Here is a 17,256-nt window from a genome sequence, read left to right as displayed (position 1 = left end):
CATGGCCGTGCTCTACGACTCCACGGTGGCGCATGTCCGGCGCGCCGATCCGCCGATCTCGTTCGCCCACCGGATCTACCTGTGGTTCGTCGACCTCGACGTGCCGCCGAAGCTGCCGTGGTGGCTGCGCCCCTTCGCCCGCTTCGATTCGCGAGACCACTTCGCGCCCGAGGACACCTCCAGTATCAGGTCCAAATTGGACCGCTGGCTCGCCGCGCGCGACGTCGACCTCCGCGGCGGCCGGGTGCTGATGCTGGCCGGGGCGCGGATGCTCGGCCACAACTTCAACCCGATCACCCTGTACTGGTGCCACCGGCCCGGCGGGGAGCTCGAATGCGTCGTCGCCGAGGTCCACAACACCTACGGCGGCAGGCACGCGTACCTCCTGCGGCCCGACGCCGACGGGAACGCCTTCGCGGACAAGGAGTTCTACGTCTCGCCGTTCCAGTCGATGGACGGCGGGTACCGGATGGAGGTGCCGAGGCCCGGGTCGCTGCTCTCGGTCGAGATCGCCCTCCGTCACGACGGGCGGACGCCGCTGACCGCGTCACTGCGCGGCGTGCGGCGGCCGGCCACCGCCGGGTGGCTGGCGCACCTGCTGATCACCCGCCCGCTCATGCCGTATCGGGTCTCCGCGCTGATCCGGCGGCATGGCGTCAAACTGTGGTTGAAGAAGGCGCCGATCACCCAGCGGACGCCGCGGACGGCCGGAGGCACGCTTGATGGATGAATCGGCACGCCCGCGCCGGATGGCGCCCGTTCCCGGCGACGGCGAACCGGCCGCGCCGACGGCCGAGGATCTGCTCGTCCGGGTCGCGAAGGGCGACGAGCGCGCCTTCGACGCCCTGTACGACCAACTCGCCGGCCCGGTCCTCGGCCTCGTGCGCCGGATCCTCCGTGACGCCGCGCAGTCCGAAGAGGTCACCCAGGAGGTCATGGTGGAGCTGTGGCGCACGGCCACCCGCTACTCCCCGGAGCGGGGGAGCGCGCTGAACTGGGCCATGACGCTCGCGCACCGCCGCGCCGTCGACCGTGTCCGCTCTGCGCGCGCCAGCTCGGACCGCGAGGTCAAGGCGACCTTCGAGGCCGCCCGCGCGCGGCCGTTCGACGAGGTGGCCGAGGCCGTCGCGGCCCGCTGGGAACGTTCGCAGGTGCGCCGCTGCCTGACCACGCTCACCGAGCTGCAACGGGAATCCGTGCTGCTCGCCTACTACCAGGGCTACACCTATCGCGAGGTCTCCGAGGTGCTGCAGACCCCGCACGGGACCATCAAGACCCGGCTCCGGGACGGCCTGATCAGGCTCCGGGACTGTATGGGGGTGACGGCATGACCATGCCCGAGATGCACACGCTCACCGGCGCCTACGCCGTCGACGCGCTGTCCGATGTGGAGCGTGCCCAGTTCCAGCGGCACCTCGCCGAATGCGCGTCGTGCGCGCAGGAGGTCCTCGAACTGCAGATGACCGCGACCCGGCTCGGCGCCGCGCTGGCCGAGGACCCGCCGCCCGAACTCAAACGCCGCGTGCTCGCCGAGGCGATGGCGACCAGGCAGCAGCCGCCGATGACGCGGTTCGGCGCCGGGGAGCGCGTCAAGGACCGGCGCCGCGCCCCGCGCTGGGCGATCGCCGCGGTCGCGGCGGCGGTCGTCGGGCTGGCGGGCACCGCCGTGTTCGGCGGGATCGCCTATGACAACCACTCGCGGCTGACCGCCGCGCGGGAACAGGCGGCGGAGTACGCGGACCGGTACGCGCCGGTCGCCGACGTCCTGTCGGCCGCCGACCTCCGCACCGGGCACGCCGAGACCTCGGCGGGCGGCGGCGGGACCGTGATGATGTCGCGCGCGAAGGACCGGCTGGTGTTCATGGCGGCGCGACTGCCGAAGAACGAACCGGGCCGGATCTACCAGGCCTGGCTGATGTACCCGGGCACCGCGCCCAAACCCGCCGGGCTCATTCCCGGTGGTCAGGACGGTGCGCTGCTGGTCGCCGACGGAATCGGCGGCGCCGAGAAGTTCGCGCTCAGCGTCGAACAGGCGGGCGGATCACCGACCGGGACGCCGTCGAAGGACGTCGTCATGGTCATGTCGATGCCCACCTGATCTTCGCCCTTGCCGTCTGGCAGTGAACCCGCGTCCGCGATCGACGTCGGCAGGGCGCTGCTTGGTCGAATCTCTCACGTCCGTGAGTAAGGCGCCCTGCCACCGCGATAGCGGGGCCTTCGGCGGGCGGGTTCACGCGTCATGTCCCTTCACGAGTTCGTTCTCAGCTCCGCCAATGGCCCCTTTACCAGGCCGCCGTTCGCCGCCGCGGCCGGGTCTCGCTCTTGCGCCCGCGAACATGTTGTGGCAAAACACCTTTGCGACACACGGCGTGGCTACTGGATTCGAGCCAGCCTGGTGCATACCGTCCTGCTTCAACGTCGGCAGTTGACATAACTCTCAATCTGAACTTCAGCTCGAGGGTTCGGCAAGGGCTCAGCGACCGGCGGGCAGCACGAGCACACACGATCAGGAAGGCGGCTCCGATGACGCCCCCGCACAACTACCTTGCGGTGATCAAGGTCGTCGGTATCGGCGGCGGCGGAGTGAACGCCGTGAACCGCATGATCGAGGTCGGCCTCAAGGGTGTCGAGTTCATCGCGGTGAACACCGACGCTCAGGCACTGCTCATGTCCGACGCCGACGTCAAGCTCGACATCGGCCGGGAACTGACCCGCGGCCTCGGTGCCGGCGCCGCCCCCGAGGTGGGGCAGAAGGCCGCCGAGGACCACCGCGAAGAGATCGAAGAGGTCATCAAGGGCGCCGACATGGTGTTCGTGACCGCGGGCGAGGGCGGTGGCACCGGCACCGGTGGCGCGCCGGTCGTCGCCCAGATCGCCCGCAAGCTCGGCGCGCTGACCATCGGCGTCGTCACCCGTCCCTTCACCTTCGAGGGCAAGCGCCGCAGCAAGCAGGCCGAAGAGGGCATCCAGCAGCTGCGGAACGAATGCGACACCCTCATCGTCATCCCGAACGACCGGCTGCTGCAGCTGGGCGACATCGGCGTCTCGCTGATGGACGCCTTCCGCTCGGCGGACGAGGTCCTGCTTTCGGGTGTCCAGGGCATCACCGACCTGATCACCACACCGGGTCTGATCAACCTGGACTTCGCCGACGTCAAGAGCGTCATGTCCGGCGCGGGTTCCGCGCTGATGGGCATCGGCTCGGCGCGCGGCGAGGGCCGGGCGATCCAGGCCGCGGAGAAGGCGATCAACTCGCCGCTGCTGGAAGCGTCGATGGACGGGGCGCACGGCGCGCTGCTGTCGATCGCGGGCGGCTCGGACCTCGGCCTGTTCGAGATCAACGAGGCCGCTTCGCTGGTGCAGGAGTCCGCGCACCCCGACGCCAACATCATCTTCGGGACGATCATCGACGACTCGCTCGGCGACGAGGTCCGGGTCACCGTGATCGCGGCCGGTTTCGACGCCGGCACCCCGACCCACAAGAAGCTCGACCCGCCGGCGTTCGGCTCCCGCTCGAACTCGACCGCGTCCGCGCAGGCCGGTCAGGTCAACGGCGGCGGGGCGACGCCGGTGCAGAGCCCGCCTTCGGGTGCCACGCCGGTGCCGTCGACCGGTTCGAACGGCTACCCGGTGGCACCGCCGCGCACGCACACGCCGATGCCGTCCGCCCGTAACGAGGGCAACGGCTCGATGACCGGCGGGCTCCCGCAGCCCGGCGGTGGCTCGCGCGGCTACTCGCCGATCGGGTCGAACTCGAACCACGGCAGCCTGCCCGGCCGCGCGACCCCGGTGCACGACGACCCGTCGGACGACGAGGTCGACGTTCCCCCGTTCATGCGGCGCTAGCACTCGCCAGTACGTTCCGTGAAGGCCTCCTTGACTACAGTCGAGGGGGCCTTCACTCAGGTCTAGGAGGAAACGCGTGCGGGTACGGCGGGTTGTCACGACAAGGGCGGGCGGGGCTTCCCGGCCGCCTTACGACACCTTCAACCTCGGTGATCACGTCGGCGACGACGCGGGCGACGTCTACGCCAACCGCAAACGTCTCGCCACCGAACTCGGCCTCGCCGAGGACAGGCTGGCGTGGATGGAGCAGGTCCACGGCCGGACCGCCACCATCGTCGACGGCTCGGAGACCTCCGCCGCCGAAGCGACCGACGCGCTCGTGACCGCCGAGCCCGGCCTCGCGCTCGTGGTGCTCGTCGCCGACTGCGTGCCGCTTCTGCTGGCCGACGCCGAAGCCGGTGTCGTCGCCGCCGTCCACGCGGGCCGCGTCGGCGCCAGGGTCGGCGTCGTCCCCGCCGCCGTCGAGGCGATGCGTTCGGTCGGCGCCGAACCGGCCCGCACCGAAGCGCTGCTCGGACCCGCGATCTGCGGCGACTGCTACGAAGTCCCCGCCGACATGGCCGCCGACGTCGAAAAGCACGTGCCGGGCAGCGCCTGCAAAACCCGCAAGGGCACGCCGGGCCTCGACCTGCGCGCCGGGCTCTGGCGGCAGCTGGCCGACCTCGGCATCGGCAAGATCGGCGTCGATCCACGCTGTACCAACGAAGACAAGACCCTCTTCAGCTTCCGCCGCGACGGCACCACCGGCCGGATCGCGGGTATCACGTGGCTGGACGCGTCGTGAGCGACGCACGAAAGGCGGAACTCGCCGCGTCCCTCGCCGAAGTGGAAGAGCGGATCGGCGCCGCGTGCAAGGCCGCCGGCCGGGCCCGCGACGAGGTCAAACTGCTCGCGGTCACCAAGACCTTCCCGGCGCTCGACGCCGCGCTGCTCGCCGACCTCGGCGCGCTCGACCTCGCCGAGAACCGCGATCAGGAGGCGGGCGCGAAGGCCGAAGAGGTCGCCGCTCTCCGGCCGGACGCCCCGATCCGCTGGCATATGGTCGGCAGCCTGCAGCGGAACAAGGCCAAATCGGTCGTGCGCTGGGCGGACGAGGTCCAGTCCGTCGACTCCGAGCGCCTCGCCGACGCGCTCGCGAAGGCGACCAAGTCGGCGCTGGATTCCGGGCAACGCGAGCACCCGCTGGACGTCCTCATTCAAGTAAGTCTCGATGACGATCCGAAGCGCGGGGGCATTCCGTTGAGCGAAATGAGCCATTTGGCGGAGCGGATAGCCCATGTGGGTGATATTCGCCTCCGAGGGCTTATGGCGGTGGCACCGCTGGGTACTGATCCCGCGGAGGCGTTCGGGAAACTCGCTCGTGCGTCGGAGCGTCTACGGGAAGAGCACCCAAAAGCCCGTGAGATCTCCGCCGGAATGAGCAATGATCTCGAGCAGGCGATCGCGCACGGCTCGACCTGTGTGCGTGTCGGAACCGCGTTGCTCGGTGGGCGCGGTTTAGCCTCGCCCTAGGGAATACCGTCTCGTCGTTACGGGGAGTGGCGGCGAGGGCGGGGGAGTACGGTGCGGGACGCGGCTAAGGCTAGGGAGAGGCATGAGCGCGCTGCAGAAGCTGAAGGCCTACTTCGGGATGGTGCCCGCGGACGAAGACGGCTACGACGTCGAGGACGACTACCGGCGAGGTTACGCCTCGAAGGAATACGCCGACGACGAGTACGACTACGACGACGAGCCGCCGGCCCGGTCACGGGGTGGACGTTACCGGGACGAAGTTGACACGTATGACGAGCCCGCGCCCCGGCCTCGGTCACGCTCCGTGGCCAGCCCGGAGCCTGCCGTCCACGGAGCGCTGGCGATGGACCGTCAGCCGGAGCCGGTCGCGCGGCTGCGGCCGGTCACCGAGCCGGTGCGTCCGCCGGTGCGTGACCCGTTGAGCCGGATCACGACGCTGCACCCGACGAGCTACGCGGAAGCGCGGGCGATCGGGGAGCACTACCGGGAGGGCATCCCGGTGATCATGAACCTCACGGAGATGGAGAACGCGGACGCGAAGCGTCTCGTCGACTTCGCCGCGGGGCTCGCTTTCGCGTTGCGCGGATCGATGGACAAGGTCACCAACAAGGTGTTCCTTCTCTCACCGCCCGATGTGGATGTCACCGCGGAAGACCGCCGGCGGATCGCCGAAGGCGGATTGTTCCTGCGCGGCTGATCACCCGGTGACCGCTGAGCGCAGCCGGATGTGATTTTGTCGACTCATCGCCATCCGCGGCCCGTCAACTGCGTCTTTTGACGCGAGGCATGGCAGAGTGGTTACGTGAATGCTGTGTTGCTGGTCGTCTGGTACGTGCTGTTCGCCTTCTGGCTCCTGCTGACGGCACGGATCGTCGTCGAGCTCGTGCGTGCTTTCGCTCGCGAGTGGCGTCCTGCCGGAGGGGTTGCGGTAACGCTCGAGACCATCTACACAGTGACCGACCCACCGGTTCGTCTGTTCAGACGAATCATCCCGACCGTACGAATCGGCGGCGTCGGACTGGACTTATCGATTATGGTGCTGCTGTTGGTTGTGTTCTTCGCGATGCAGCTGGCAACGCCAGGGTGATTTTCGGGGAAGCCCCGGTGGACCTGCAGGCCATGGAGTGCGTGAGGTGATCTGATGTCGTTGACCCCCGCTGACGTGCATAACGTCGCGTTCAGCAAGCCGCCCATTGGCAAAAGGGGCTACAACGAGGACGAGGTGGACGCGTTCCTCGACCTGGTGGAGACCGAGCTTGCCCGGTTGATCGAGGACAACAACGAGCTGCGGCAGCAGGTCGAACAGCTCGACAACGAGCTCGAGACCACCCGTGGTGAGCTCGAGAACGCCAAGGCCGGCGCCGTCGGCCCGCCGCCGCAGGTACGCGACGAGCCGTCGCGCCGCCTGGCGCCGGTGCCGCCGCCGCAGTCGGCGATGGAGCAGACCCAGGCCCACTCGATGGTGCCGGACAACGGGGAGCCCAACGTCCAGGCCGCGAAGGTGCTCGGGCTGGCGCAGGAAATGGCCGACCGGCTCACCGCCGAGGCCAAGACCGAGTCGGACGGCATGCTCGCCGAAGCCCGGACCAAGTCCGAGCAGCTGCTGTCGGACGCGCGGTCCAAGTCGGACTCGATGGTGAACGAGGCACGCACGCGTGCCGAGACCATGCTGAACGACGCGCGAACCCGTGCCGAAACCTTGGAGCGCCAGGCGCGCGACAAGGCGACGACCATGGAGCGCGAGGCTCAGCGCAAGTACACCGAGACCATGAACAACATGAACGCGGAGAAGGGCTCGCTGGGCAAGAAGATCGAGGAGCTGCGCACGATCGAGCGGGAGTACCGCACGAGGCTGCGCGGGTTCCTCGAGTCCCAGCTGCGTGAGCTCGACGACCGTGGTTCGGCCGCTCCCGCGTCGGCGTCCTCGTCGAGCTCGGGGCAGTCTTCGTCCTCCGGTAGCGGACAGGGCTACTCGTTCGGCCCGCGGGCCGAAGCGGGCTGATCCGGTTTCGTTTCTACACAGTGGAACGGCCTCGGCACTCTCCGGAGGGTCGGGGCCGTTTCCCTTTGCCCTCGTGTTGTAATTCACCGTGCTCTACATCGTCCTGGTACTGGTACTGGCGGCTCTGGGGCTGCTCGTCGCGGCGCTCATCACCGCGAACTCCCTGTGGGCTTGGATCTCCATCGGCGTCTCCGTCGTCGCGGGGTTGCTGCTCCTCTTCGACCTGCTGCGCCGCCGCAAGAAGCGCGCGGCTCCGGTTGAAGAGGACACGTCCTCGTCCGACGAGTCCGACGAGGACGAACCCGCCGAGGCTGAGGAAAAGAAACCCGAGGACGCCGAGCAGACCGTCTTGATGCCCGCCGCCGGTGAACTGGGCGACGTGGAGGACACGCCGGAGCCGCAAAGCGGAGGCGACCCCGGCGAGGAGAAGAGCGACCCCGAGGATGTGGCGGTCGTCTCCGAACTCGAGGTCGAAGTCGTCGTCGTCGACGAGTACCCGCGCTATCATGTGACCTCTTGCACGTGGCTCGAAACCCGGGACACCATTCCGCTCGGCATCGGTGAGGCGCGGCAGCTCGGCTTCACGCCGTGCGCGCTGTGCAAACCCGACGCCGAGATCGCCGGGCAGCACCGCGAGAAGGCTTAAAGTTTCTGGGCCGCTTCGCCGACCGCCACGACGTCGGCGGCGATCGTGTCGAGCACCAGGCGCTGCTCCTCGTCCGCGTCGCGGGGCACCGGGATCTCCGCTGCCTCGTCGGTCCCGAGCGTGCGGGCCGCCACGTCGACGGCCTCCGCCGCTCCGGCCGAGCCGGGCCGGAGCAGGAGCGACGACGCCGTAACGGACAGACCGCGCAAGGCTTCGGCCGCGTTCTCCAGCGCGTCCCGCTGGCCTGGCGCCGGTTCCTTGGTGCCAGGTTCCGCGGCTCGCAGACCGTGGTGCGCGACGGCGGCTTCACGGAACTCACGGCCGAGCGTCCGCGGATCGACGTCCTCGCCGCGCAGTTTCCGGGCCACCGAGCCGAGCAGCGCGCGGGTGGCGGCGACGGCGCTCTCGAACCGTTCCGCCGGGCCGGGTTTCGGCACGCCGGGGATCGCGGCGAAACCGAACAGCAGGGCGATGGCGCCGGCGAGGACCATCAGGAGCAGGTACTCGACGAGTACGTAACGCGGGTCGAGATGCCTGGTGGTCGCGTTCATGCCGACCGACATCAGGACCATGCAGCCGTTGAAGATCGCCGGACGCGTCCGCATGACCGAGAACCCGCCGAGCAGTGCGACGAGCCCGATCGGCAGCAGAACCCCTTGTGGCAGAAGCCAAAGAACGAGAGTGAGCACGACGGCGCCGCCGAGTGAGCCGCCGATCCGCTGCCAGGCCTTGCCGAGGCTGTCCCGCCATTCCGGTTGCATGATGGCGAAGGTGGCGAGCAGGAACGACACGGTGAGCGGGTCGCCCGGCCGGAAACTCGCGACCACCAGCGCCAGCCCGACGCCGAGCCCGCAGCGGAGCGCGTGCCGGAACTGCGCCGACCGCCAGGAAAACGCGCCGCTCAGCTCGATCCGGCGCAGTTCCCCGCGGAGTCCTTTCGGAACGTCCACACGCGACTCGTCGCGTTCGGCCGCCGCGGTCCGGATGGTTTCGAGAGCCTCCCAGAGCGCGGTGACGAGCCTCGCCGTGGCGCCGGGAAGCCCGGTGGGTTCCTTGCGGCGCACCGGTTCGACGTCTCCCGGTGCCGCCGGGCTTCGGACGGCGTCGGCGAGCCTGGCGGCTTCTTCCCTGGCGGCGTCGAGCGTTTCGCCGATTTCCTCGCTGTCGAGCCGTTTCCCGCGGATCTCCAGCAGCCCGGTGGCCGCGCGGTAGCGGAACATGCCGCCGAGGACCCGGCCGGTCCAGCGACGTGGCCGGTCCGTGAGCCAAAGCCTCGCCGCGCGCTCCTGCGTTTCGGGCGAACCGGTCGCCAGCGCGTCGGCCAGCGCGTCACGGGTCGGCTTGGCCGGATCCTTCGCGCCCATCAACGCCCGCAACAGGATCACGACGCCCACCGCGAGTGCGGGCGCGCCCAGGATCTGCCCCGCCGACGCCGTTCCCGTCAGCTGGAAGCCGTACCCGAAGAGCGACGCCATCCCGAGTCCCAGCCCGACCGTGACGAACCGGGTCCCGAGCACGGGCAGCAACCCGGCGACGACCACGATCGCCACCAGCAGCGCGATCGCCGCCCACTGCGACACCGCGCCCAGCAACCGCGGCACCCCGACCGCGAGGATCAGCGCGGGCGCGAACCACGCCAGCAACCGCAGATCCGCCCAGAGCGGCCCGCCCATCGCCGCCATGAGGCAGAAGAGCGCGGTGAGGGCCGCCAGGACGGCCGCGTTGCCCAGTCCCAGGAGGAATCCGAGTCCGCTGACGCCGCCGAGGACGACCAGGAGGGCGATGAGGAGTCCGGGCCCTTTCATCGGGCCCCGCAGATCGGCATACCCGTCAACCTAGAGGCGGTGGCGGGGACGGCAACTCGGGCCCTGGGTGGTGGGTCGGAGTTTGCCGCGCTCGCGGTGCGATTCGTGCTTTAAGGGCTACCTAGTGCTTATGGCGCCTTCGCGCCCCTACGGCCCTTCGACGCTCTAAGGCTCCCGCGAACGCCTGACTGTTCCCTTCCTCGCCGCTCGCGGCGTCGATCACCGGGCACAACTTGGCTGTGGACGGTGGTGTCTCGGCGCGTCCGGCCTGGTGATCGCGGATTCGGGTTCCGTGGCGGTTGTCCGACGTGGTGCCGACATCCGCTCCTGCGCTTATCACTTCCGCACTGACACGTGGCCCGCTCGCCTTCAACGCATTCCTTTGCTTCGCGTTCTTCGCACGCTTAAGTATGCTTCGCCGTCTTAAGGTTCTCTTCGTGGTTGCCATTTTTCGGCAATTCTCTCCGTTGGGCCGTTTGGGCTAGCTCAGGTGTTCGATTTCGAGTAGATTTGAGGTCGTGGCCAGCAACGATGCACCCCAGGGGACGTCCACCGAGTGGTGGCGCGTCGACACCGCCACGCTGCATGCCCGCAAACTAGAACTCGAAGTCCTGAAGCGCCGGGCGGATGCGGAACAGAACGCGATCCTGGCGGAAATCAATTCCCGTGGGGTGCGTGGGTGTAGCGGGCATTCGACGTTGGCCGCGTTGATTTTCGAGGACTTCCTGGTGACGGACAAGGAAGCCAGTGCCCGCGCCGACCGCGTCCTGGCCCTGCATCCCGGCCCGTCCATCGGCGGTGAGCCTGAACCGCCCCTGGCGCCCTTGACCGCCCAGGCCGCTGCCGAGGGGGCGATCGGTGGTGGCCAGATCGACGCGATCATCCGCACCCTCGCCCGCATCCCCTCCACTGTCCCGGAGGAGGACGTGCGGGCCGGTGAGGCGATCCTGGTGGAGTTGGCGCGCCGGGCGGGGCCTCGGCAGATCGCCCGCGCCGGACGCCGCCTGCTCGACGAACTCGACCCCGACGGGAAAGAACCCCGCGACGAGGATCTGAAGGACACCCGGCCGGAGCTGCGGTTCGTCAAGCACCGCGACGGCACCCTCGGCCTCAAGGCTCGGCTCGATCTCGAAACCTACGCGCGGTTGAAGTCCGACCTGGACCCGATGGCCAAACCCCACAAAGCCATCGACGGAGTCCGCGACTCCCGCACCCAAGACGAACGCTACGGCGACGCCTTCACCGACTACGTCCGGCTGAAAACCACCAGCCGCAACCTCCCCGGCCAAGCCGGCGAAGCCACCCACATTCTCGTCACCATGTCCTACGACGACTTGATCAACGATCTCGGCGAGGCGCATTTGGATTTGGTCGGCCCGATCAGCGCCACCGACGCCCGCATCCTCGCCTGCGACGCCCGCGTCCGGCCCGGTGTTCTCGGCACTGCCGGCGAACCGCTGGACATCGGGCGGTCGAAACGCACCGTGTCGTTAGCCCAGAAGTACGCGCTGACGATCCGCGACGGTGGCTGTGCGTTTCCCGGCTGCGACATGCCCGTACCCCGCTGCACCGCCCATCACATCGTTTTCTGGCGGCACCACGGCGAAACGAAGATCGACAATCTCGTGCTCCTGTGTACCAAGCATCACCGGTTGATCCACCACAGCGAATGGAAAGTCCAGATCGCCCAAGACGGACTCCCCGAATTCACCCCGCCTACCTACCTCGACCCGACCGGCACACCGAGACGCAACACCATGCACCTCAGGACATAGGCCGTTTGGTGACTGTATAACGACCTACACGGCTGCGCTCAGGGCGAGGTTTTCGATCCATCCTCGCAGCGCTTTTCCGGGCGCCCGCGGCGCGCTGATGCGCTCGGACACTCATGGAATCGACGCGGATCACGAACTCGAAATGGTCCTCCAAGCCCCTAGCGAGGTGTTCCAGGATCCGATCTCAAATACCGTCCGCGGTCCACTTCCGTGACCGCTCATACGCGGCGCAGCCGCTCGGTCAGGTCACGCCACGGCGCACCGGTGCGCTCATGCACAAATCGCGCACCCGCGCCGTTGACTGCGCCGCCGCTCTCCCCGCTGCCCCTTTTCCGCCGGAAGCAACGATGCGATCACCGCGCGACGCCTCTAGGCACGTAAAGCGTAAGCCCGATCCCGCAGTGCCGATGCCCGCGCCGTAGGAGCCAGCCGGACGGCCTCTTCGGCAGCATCGGCGGCGTCTTCGAAACGCTCCATCGTCAAGAAGAGCTCCGCGAGATCGGCGCGGGTCCAGCCGAGCGCGTCGGTGTTCTCGGCGGACTCGAAGCTTTCGGCGGCCATGAGGAGCCGGAACGCCGCTTCGTCGAGATCGCCGAACGCCTGCGAGAGCTTTCCGTGGGTGTACAGCACCTCGGCCTGCACCTCGGGGTTGCCGCCGGTGACGTCGCAATCGCCAATCAGGTCGAGGGCGGCCTTCGGATCGCCTGTGAACGTCAGGACCCAGGCCGCCATCAGTCGTGCGCGGGCGGCGTTCACGTAGTCGAACTTCGCCTGGAGGAGATCGATGGCCTCTCGCGCGAACGTCAAGGCTCGCAAGGGGTCCTCTTCCAGGGACAGCTCAGCGTCCCGGAACGCGCGTGCCCCGGGACCGCGGTCGGTGGCTGCGGCGGGTTCGCCGGAACCGGCGCGACGGCGCGTGAGCAGTTCACCTTCTGGGTTCGGCAGGAGCTCGTCGAACCGCTCCCACATGATGGCCGCGAACTCCGGATCGTCTTCGCTGCGTTCGGCCAGGGAAGCCAGTTCCTCCACGGTCGTCGGATAGATCACGAGTCGCGACCCGATTCGCTTGGTGCTGGGGAGCAACGCGGAACCCAGGTCCACCGCGATCGGTGCCGGATCCGCGGCGAGCAGGGCCCGGATCCGCTCGCTCTGCGCGGAGTTACCGTTGCGGGCGTCGAACCGGGCGGCGATCTCCAGCGCCAGGGATGCGTGGGATTCCGTCACCAAGGCCGCCGCGGCGTGGAACTCCATCGTCGCGGAGGGCGTCGATCGCCAACCGCCGTGCCGGTCGATCAGTTTCCGGGCCGCGGCGTGATTTCCCGTGTGTGCGCAGAACTCGACGTGCCGGGCCAGCGAGCCGAGCTCCGCCTGTTCGGTCCAGAAGGCCGAATAGGACCTCCGGAAGGCTTCCACCGCGTCGTCGAGCCTGCCGGCCCGGGCGAACGGGAGCATCAGTGCCGCGAGCATCGTGTGCGGCTGCCGGGAGCAGTGGTCGTCGTCGGAGAAGAGCTCGACGGCGTCGTCGATGCGGCCGATCCGGAGCAGGTGATCGATCCTCAAGCCGGTGTCGCACTGGCCGCACCGCGAGCTTTCCGCGGGGGCCTCGTACCGGAAGTCCGCCTCGGTGCCGAGGTGCGACGCGATGATCAGGCGATTGTCGGGCATCGGACCGAAAAGCCGTTCACCTTCGTCGAGCGCGGCGAGGGTGTCCGCCAGCGGAACGCGCGGGTCTTCGACGAACGCCTCGGCCAGGTAGTCGAACACCGGCCTGAGCTCGGGATCGCCGGAGGCCAGACATCGGGAGAGGGGCTCGAAGGCCTTCGCGGGCTCGCCGCCGAGCAGGTACGCGGTGGCGAGCCGGACGCGCGCCTCGTTCCGATGCGCGATCAGCCCCAGCGCGTCCACGCGCCGCAACACCTTCTCGAGCGCGGCGATCTGGCCGGGGCCCTCCCACATCCGGTCGGTGACGCGGATCTGGCGCCACAGCTGTTCTTCGGTGCCCATCGGGCGGGAGCCTAATCACGGTGCCCGCCCGCCGCCTCCGAGTTTCCACCCACCCCGGACAACCCGGTTGCCCCCGCGCGCTACCCTTGAACCAACTGGCACCGATCCGGCCATCACCGGGGAGCCTCCGGAAGAACAGGGCCCACACCCTCAGTAGAACCGGACGGGTACGGCCCGTCACAGCCGTCGAATGAGCGGCCCAGCCGGAACACCACCGGCCGGGCAAGCGGGGTGGTACCGCGGAACGCGCCGGAAACGGCCGTCTCGTCCCCGTGTGGGCGCGAGCCCGTACGAGAGAGACGAAGCGCGAGGAGCACCGAAGATGTATCCCAAGGCACAGGTGGACGGCGAGACCGGCGTCCCGTCCCAGCCTTCGTTCCCCGAGTCGGAGAAGCGCGTCCTCGCGTACTGGGAATCCGATCGGACCTTCCAGGCGTCGATCGACGCCCGCGACCCCGGCGTCAACGGTTCGAACGAGTACGTCTTCTACGACGGTCCGCCGTTCGCCAACGGTCTTCCGCACTACGGTCACCTGCTCACCGGGTACGTGAAGGACCTGGTGCCGCGTTACCAGACGATGAAGGGCAAGCGCGTCGAGCGCCGCTTCGGCTGGGACACCCACGGCCTTCCCGCCGAGCTCGAAGCCATGCGCCAGCTCGGGATCACCGAGAAGTCCGAGATCGACGCGATGGGCATCGACGTCTTCAACGAGGCCTGCCGCGAGTCCGTGCTGCGCTACACCGGCGAATGGCAGGACTACGTCACCCGCCAGGCCCGCTGGGTCGACTTCGACAACGACTACAAGACGCTCGACCTGTCCTACATGGAGTCGGTCATCTGGGCGTTCAAGCAGCTGTGGGACAAGGGCCTGGTCTACGAGGGCTACCGCGTCCTGCCCTACTGCTGGCGCGACGAGACGCCGCTGTCCAACCACGAGCTGCGCATGGACGACGACGTCTACGCCAGCCGTCAGGACCCGGCCGTCACGGTCGGTTTCCGCCTGGAGGGCAACGACAACGAGCTCGACGGCACCTACCTGCTGATCTGGACCACGACCCCGTGGACGCTGCCGTCCAACCTCGCGACCGCGGTGCACCCGGACGTGCGTTACGTCGTGGTGGAATCCGACGGCAAGCGGTTCCTGCTCGCCGAAGCGCGCGTCGCCGCGTACGCCCGCGAGCTCGGTGAGGAGCCGACCGTCGTCGGGCACTACACCGGCACCGAGCTGCTCGGAACCCGTTACGCCCCACCGTTCCCGTACTTCGCCGGGCACGAGAACGCGCACCGCGTGCTGTCCGCGGACTACGTCACCACCGAGGACGGCACGGGTGTCGTCCACATCGCGCCCGCCTACGGTGAAGAGGACAAGGTCGTCACCGACGCGGCGGGCATCGTCCCGGTCACCCCGGTGGACGCGCAGGGCAAGTTCGACGCGACCGTCTCGGATTACGAGGGCCAGCAGGTCTTCGACGCCAACCCGAACATCATCAAGGATCTCAAGAACGGCACCGGTTCCGCCGGCCGTCAGGGCGCGGTCCTGCTGCGTCATGAGACCTACGAGCACCCGTACCCGCACTGCTGGCGCTGCCGCAACCCGCTGATCTACCGCGCCGTCTCGTCGTGGTTCGTCGCGGTGACCGAGTTCAAGGACCGGATGGTCGAGCTGAACCAGCAGATCACCTGGTACCCGGAGAACGTCAAGGACGGTCAGTTCGGCAAGTGGCTGGAGAACGCCCGCGACTGGTCGGTCTCCCGCAACCGGTACTTCGGCACGCCGATCCCGGTGTGGCAGTCGGACGACCCGGCGTACCCGCGCACCGACGTCTACGGTTCGCTCGACGAGATCGAGCGCGACTTCGGCGTGCGGCTGGAGAACCTGCACCGGCCGTTCATCGACGAGCTGACCCGGCCCAACCCGGACGACCCGACCGGGAAGTCCACCATGCGCCGGATCGAGGACGTGCTGGACGTCTGGTTCGACTCGGGTTCGATGCCCTACGCGCAGGTGCACTACCCGTTCGAGAACACCGAGTGGTTCGAGCACCACTACCCGGGTGACTTCATCGTCGAGTACATCGGGCAGACCCGCGGCTGGTTCTACGTGCTGCACGTGCTCGCGACGGCGCTGTTCGACCGGCCGGCGTTCCGCACCTGCATCTCGCACGGGATCGTGCTCGGCTCGGACGGCCAGAAGATGTCCAAGTCGTTGCGCAACTACCCGGACGTCAACGAGGTCTTCGACCGCGACGGCTCCGACGCGATGCGCTGGTACCTGATGGCGAGCCCGATCCTGCGCGGCGGGAACCTGGTCGTCACCGACAAGGGCATCCGCGACGCCGTCCGCCAGGCCGTGCTGCCGCTGTGGAACTCGTACTACTTCCTCGCGCTCTACGCGAACGCCGAGGGCGTGGAAGGGCAGTGGCGCACGGATTCGAAGCACGTCCTCGACCGGTACGTGCTGGCGAAGACGCACGAACTGGTGACCGACGTCGAGCACGCGCTCGACACCTACGACGTCGCAGGCGCTTGTTCGACCGTCCGTGACTTCCTCGAGGTGCTGACGAACTGGTACGTGCGCCGGTCGCGCGACCGGTTCTGGGCGGGCGAGCAGGACGCGATCGACACCCTGCACACCGTGCTGGAGGTGACGTCGCGGGTGGTGGCGCCGCTGCTGCCGCTGACGACCGAGGTCGTCTGGCGCGGGCTGACCGGCGGCCGTTCGGTACACCTGACCGACTGGCCGAACGCGCTCGACCTGCCCGCCGACGCGGCGCTGGTGACGGCGATGGACCGGGTGCGCCAGGTGGCGTCTTCGGCGCTCTCGCTGCGGAAGTCGAACAAGCTGCGGGTGCGGTTGCCGCTGGCCAAGCTGGTCGTCGCCGCGCACGAGGCGGAGTCGCTGCGCGAGTTCACCGACATCCTGCGCGACGAGGTCAACGTCAAATCCGTCGAGCTGACCACGGACGTCGCCGCGCACGGCGGTTTCGAGGTCGCGGTGAACGCCCGCGCCGCCGGGCCGCGGCTCGGCAAGGACGTCCAGACGGTGATCAAGGCCGTCAAGGCCGGCGAGTGGACGACGTCGGAGAGCGGCGCCGTCGTGGCGGCCGGGATCGAGCTCGTCGAAGGCGAGTACGACCGGCGTCTCGTCGCCAAGGGCGGCGGCGCGGCGGCGGAACTGCCCGGCGGCGCCGGGCTGGTGCTGCTCGACACCGAGGTGACCGACGAGCTGGCGGCCGAGGGGCTGGCCCGTGACCTGGTCCGGGTCGTGCAGCAGGCCCGCCGTGACGCCGGGCTCGACGTCGCCGACCGGATCGCGCTGACGGTCGACGCGCCGGAAGACGTGGTCACGGCGGCGAAGACGCACGAGGAGTTCGTCGCTTCGGAGACGCTGGCGACGTCGGTGGCCTACGGCGACGTCGCCGACGGCTCGGCCGGGACGGTCGGGGAGGGCACCAAGGTGACCGTGGCGGTCGCCAAGGCCTGACCTCGCGGGTGACAGGAAAGGCCCCTTCATCGCAAATCCGCGATGAAGGGGCCTTTCCTGGAATTCCCGATCACCGGGATCACGAAAAGGATTCGGATCAGCCGCTTTCCCGTCCGAAGCGCGCCTTGCGCGGGGGAAATCGGCAGGCTGGCGCCCGGGGGCGCGCGAGGGGCGCGCCGTAT

The 17,256-nt window shown here is 68.8% G+C and carries 14 protein-coding genes; 12 read left to right on the top strand and 2 right to left on the bottom strand.

The genetic code is table 11. The features are described 5' to 3' along the window. Window position 1: 1 nt before the first annotated feature. The 10 genes from ACZ1DY_RS29970 (at window position 2) to ACZ1DY_RS29925 (ending at window position 8,006) form a co-directional block, all read left to right on the top strand. Window positions 2-730, top strand: coding sequence for a DUF1365 domain-containing protein (locus ACZ1DY_RS29970; RefSeq protein WP_257489930.1), 729 nt, complete (start codon window positions 2-4; stop codon window positions 728-730). Next, window positions 723-1,331 carry an ECF RNA polymerase sigma factor SigK gene (gene sigK, locus ACZ1DY_RS29965; protein ID WP_465481661.1) on the top strand — a complete coding sequence of 203 codons (609 nt, stop codon included), beginning with the start codon at window positions 723-725 and terminating at the stop codon, window positions 1,329-1,331. Before ACZ1DY_RS29970 ends, sigK begins: the two co-directional genes overlap by 8 nt. Next, window positions 1,328-2,098, top strand: coding sequence for an anti-sigma factor (locus ACZ1DY_RS29960; protein ID WP_257485409.1), 771 nt, complete (start codon window positions 1,328-1,330; stop codon window positions 2,096-2,098). Before sigK ends, ACZ1DY_RS29960 begins: the two co-directional genes overlap by 4 nt. A 425-nt stretch (window positions 2,099-2,523) precedes the next feature. Further along, window positions 2,524-3,846 (top strand): cell division protein FtsZ, encoded by a 1,323-nt coding sequence (gene ftsZ / locus ACZ1DY_RS29955; protein ID WP_126733686.1) that lies wholly within the window; start codon window positions 2,524-2,526, stop codon window positions 3,844-3,846. A gap of 76 nt (window positions 3,847-3,922) precedes the next feature. Then, window positions 3,923-4,630, top strand: a complete 708-nt coding sequence (pgeF, locus tag ACZ1DY_RS29950; protein WP_257485410.1) for a peptidoglycan editing factor PgeF — start codon at window positions 3,923-3,925, stop codon at window positions 4,628-4,630. Further along, complete coding sequence (locus ACZ1DY_RS29945; protein ID WP_257485411.1) at window positions 4,627-5,358, top strand: YggS family pyridoxal phosphate-dependent enzyme; 732 nt, start codon at window positions 4,627-4,629, stop codon at window positions 5,356-5,358. The genes pgeF and ACZ1DY_RS29945 overlap by 4 nt, the downstream gene beginning before the upstream one ends. An 82-nt stretch (window positions 5,359-5,440) precedes the next feature. Then, the gene (locus tag ACZ1DY_RS29940) at window positions 5,441-6,055 is read left to right on the top strand and encodes a cell division protein SepF (RefSeq protein WP_457952559.1); all 615 of its coding nucleotides are present in this window, start codon (window positions 5,441-5,443) and stop codon (window positions 6,053-6,055) included. Between the two features lie 114 nt (window positions 6,056-6,169). Next, window positions 6,170-6,445: a YggT family protein gene (locus ACZ1DY_RS29935; protein ID WP_005155180.1), complete on the top strand. Its 276-nt coding sequence runs from the start codon at window positions 6,170-6,172 to the stop codon at window positions 6,443-6,445. A 54-nt stretch (window positions 6,446-6,499) separates the two neighbouring features. Continuing rightward, a complete protein-coding gene (gene wag31, locus ACZ1DY_RS29930; RefSeq protein ID WP_192741184.1) occupies window positions 6,500-7,360 on the top strand; it encodes a DivIVA-like cell division protein Wag31 in 861 nt (286 codons plus the stop codon). Window positions 7,361-7,448: 88 nt separating this feature from the next. After that, window positions 7,449-8,006 carry a hypothetical protein gene (locus ACZ1DY_RS29925; protein ID WP_257485413.1) on the top strand — a complete coding sequence of 186 codons (558 nt, stop codon included), beginning with the start codon at window positions 7,449-7,451 and terminating at the stop codon, window positions 8,004-8,006. On the opposite strand, the gene ACZ1DY_RS29920 is transcribed toward ACZ1DY_RS29925, so the two are convergent. After that, window positions 8,003-9,811, bottom strand: coding sequence for an FUSC family protein (locus tag ACZ1DY_RS29920; RefSeq protein WP_465481660.1), 1,809 nt, complete (start codon window positions 9,809-9,811; stop codon window positions 8,003-8,005). The genes ACZ1DY_RS29925 and ACZ1DY_RS29920 overlap by 4 nt on opposite strands. A 518-nt stretch (window positions 9,812-10,329) precedes the next feature. Between ACZ1DY_RS29920 and ACZ1DY_RS29915 the strand changes: the two genes are divergently transcribed. Beyond that, a complete protein-coding gene (locus tag ACZ1DY_RS29915; protein ID WP_465481659.1) occupies window positions 10,330-11,586 on the top strand; it encodes an HNH endonuclease signature motif containing protein in 1,257 nt (418 codons plus the stop codon). A gap of 369 nt (window positions 11,587-11,955) precedes the next feature. Here the strand turns inward: ACZ1DY_RS29915 and ACZ1DY_RS29910 are convergent, their stop codons facing one another. Next, a complete protein-coding gene (locus tag ACZ1DY_RS29910; RefSeq protein WP_465481658.1) occupies window positions 11,956-13,590 on the bottom strand; it encodes a hypothetical protein in 1,635 nt (544 codons plus the stop codon). A gap of 322 nt (window positions 13,591-13,912) precedes the next feature. Here ACZ1DY_RS29910 and ileS point away from each other — a divergent pair, with 322 nt between their 5' ends. Continuing rightward, window positions 13,913-17,074, top strand: coding sequence for an isoleucine--tRNA ligase (ileS, locus tag ACZ1DY_RS29905; RefSeq protein ID WP_257485417.1), 3,162 nt, complete (start codon window positions 13,913-13,915; stop codon window positions 17,072-17,074). Window positions 17,075-17,256 lie beyond the last annotated feature (182 nt).

It is taken from the genome of Amycolatopsis sp. PSD-21, assembly GCF_055561455.1.
This window is presented reverse-complemented; position numbering and strand designations above follow the sequence as displayed.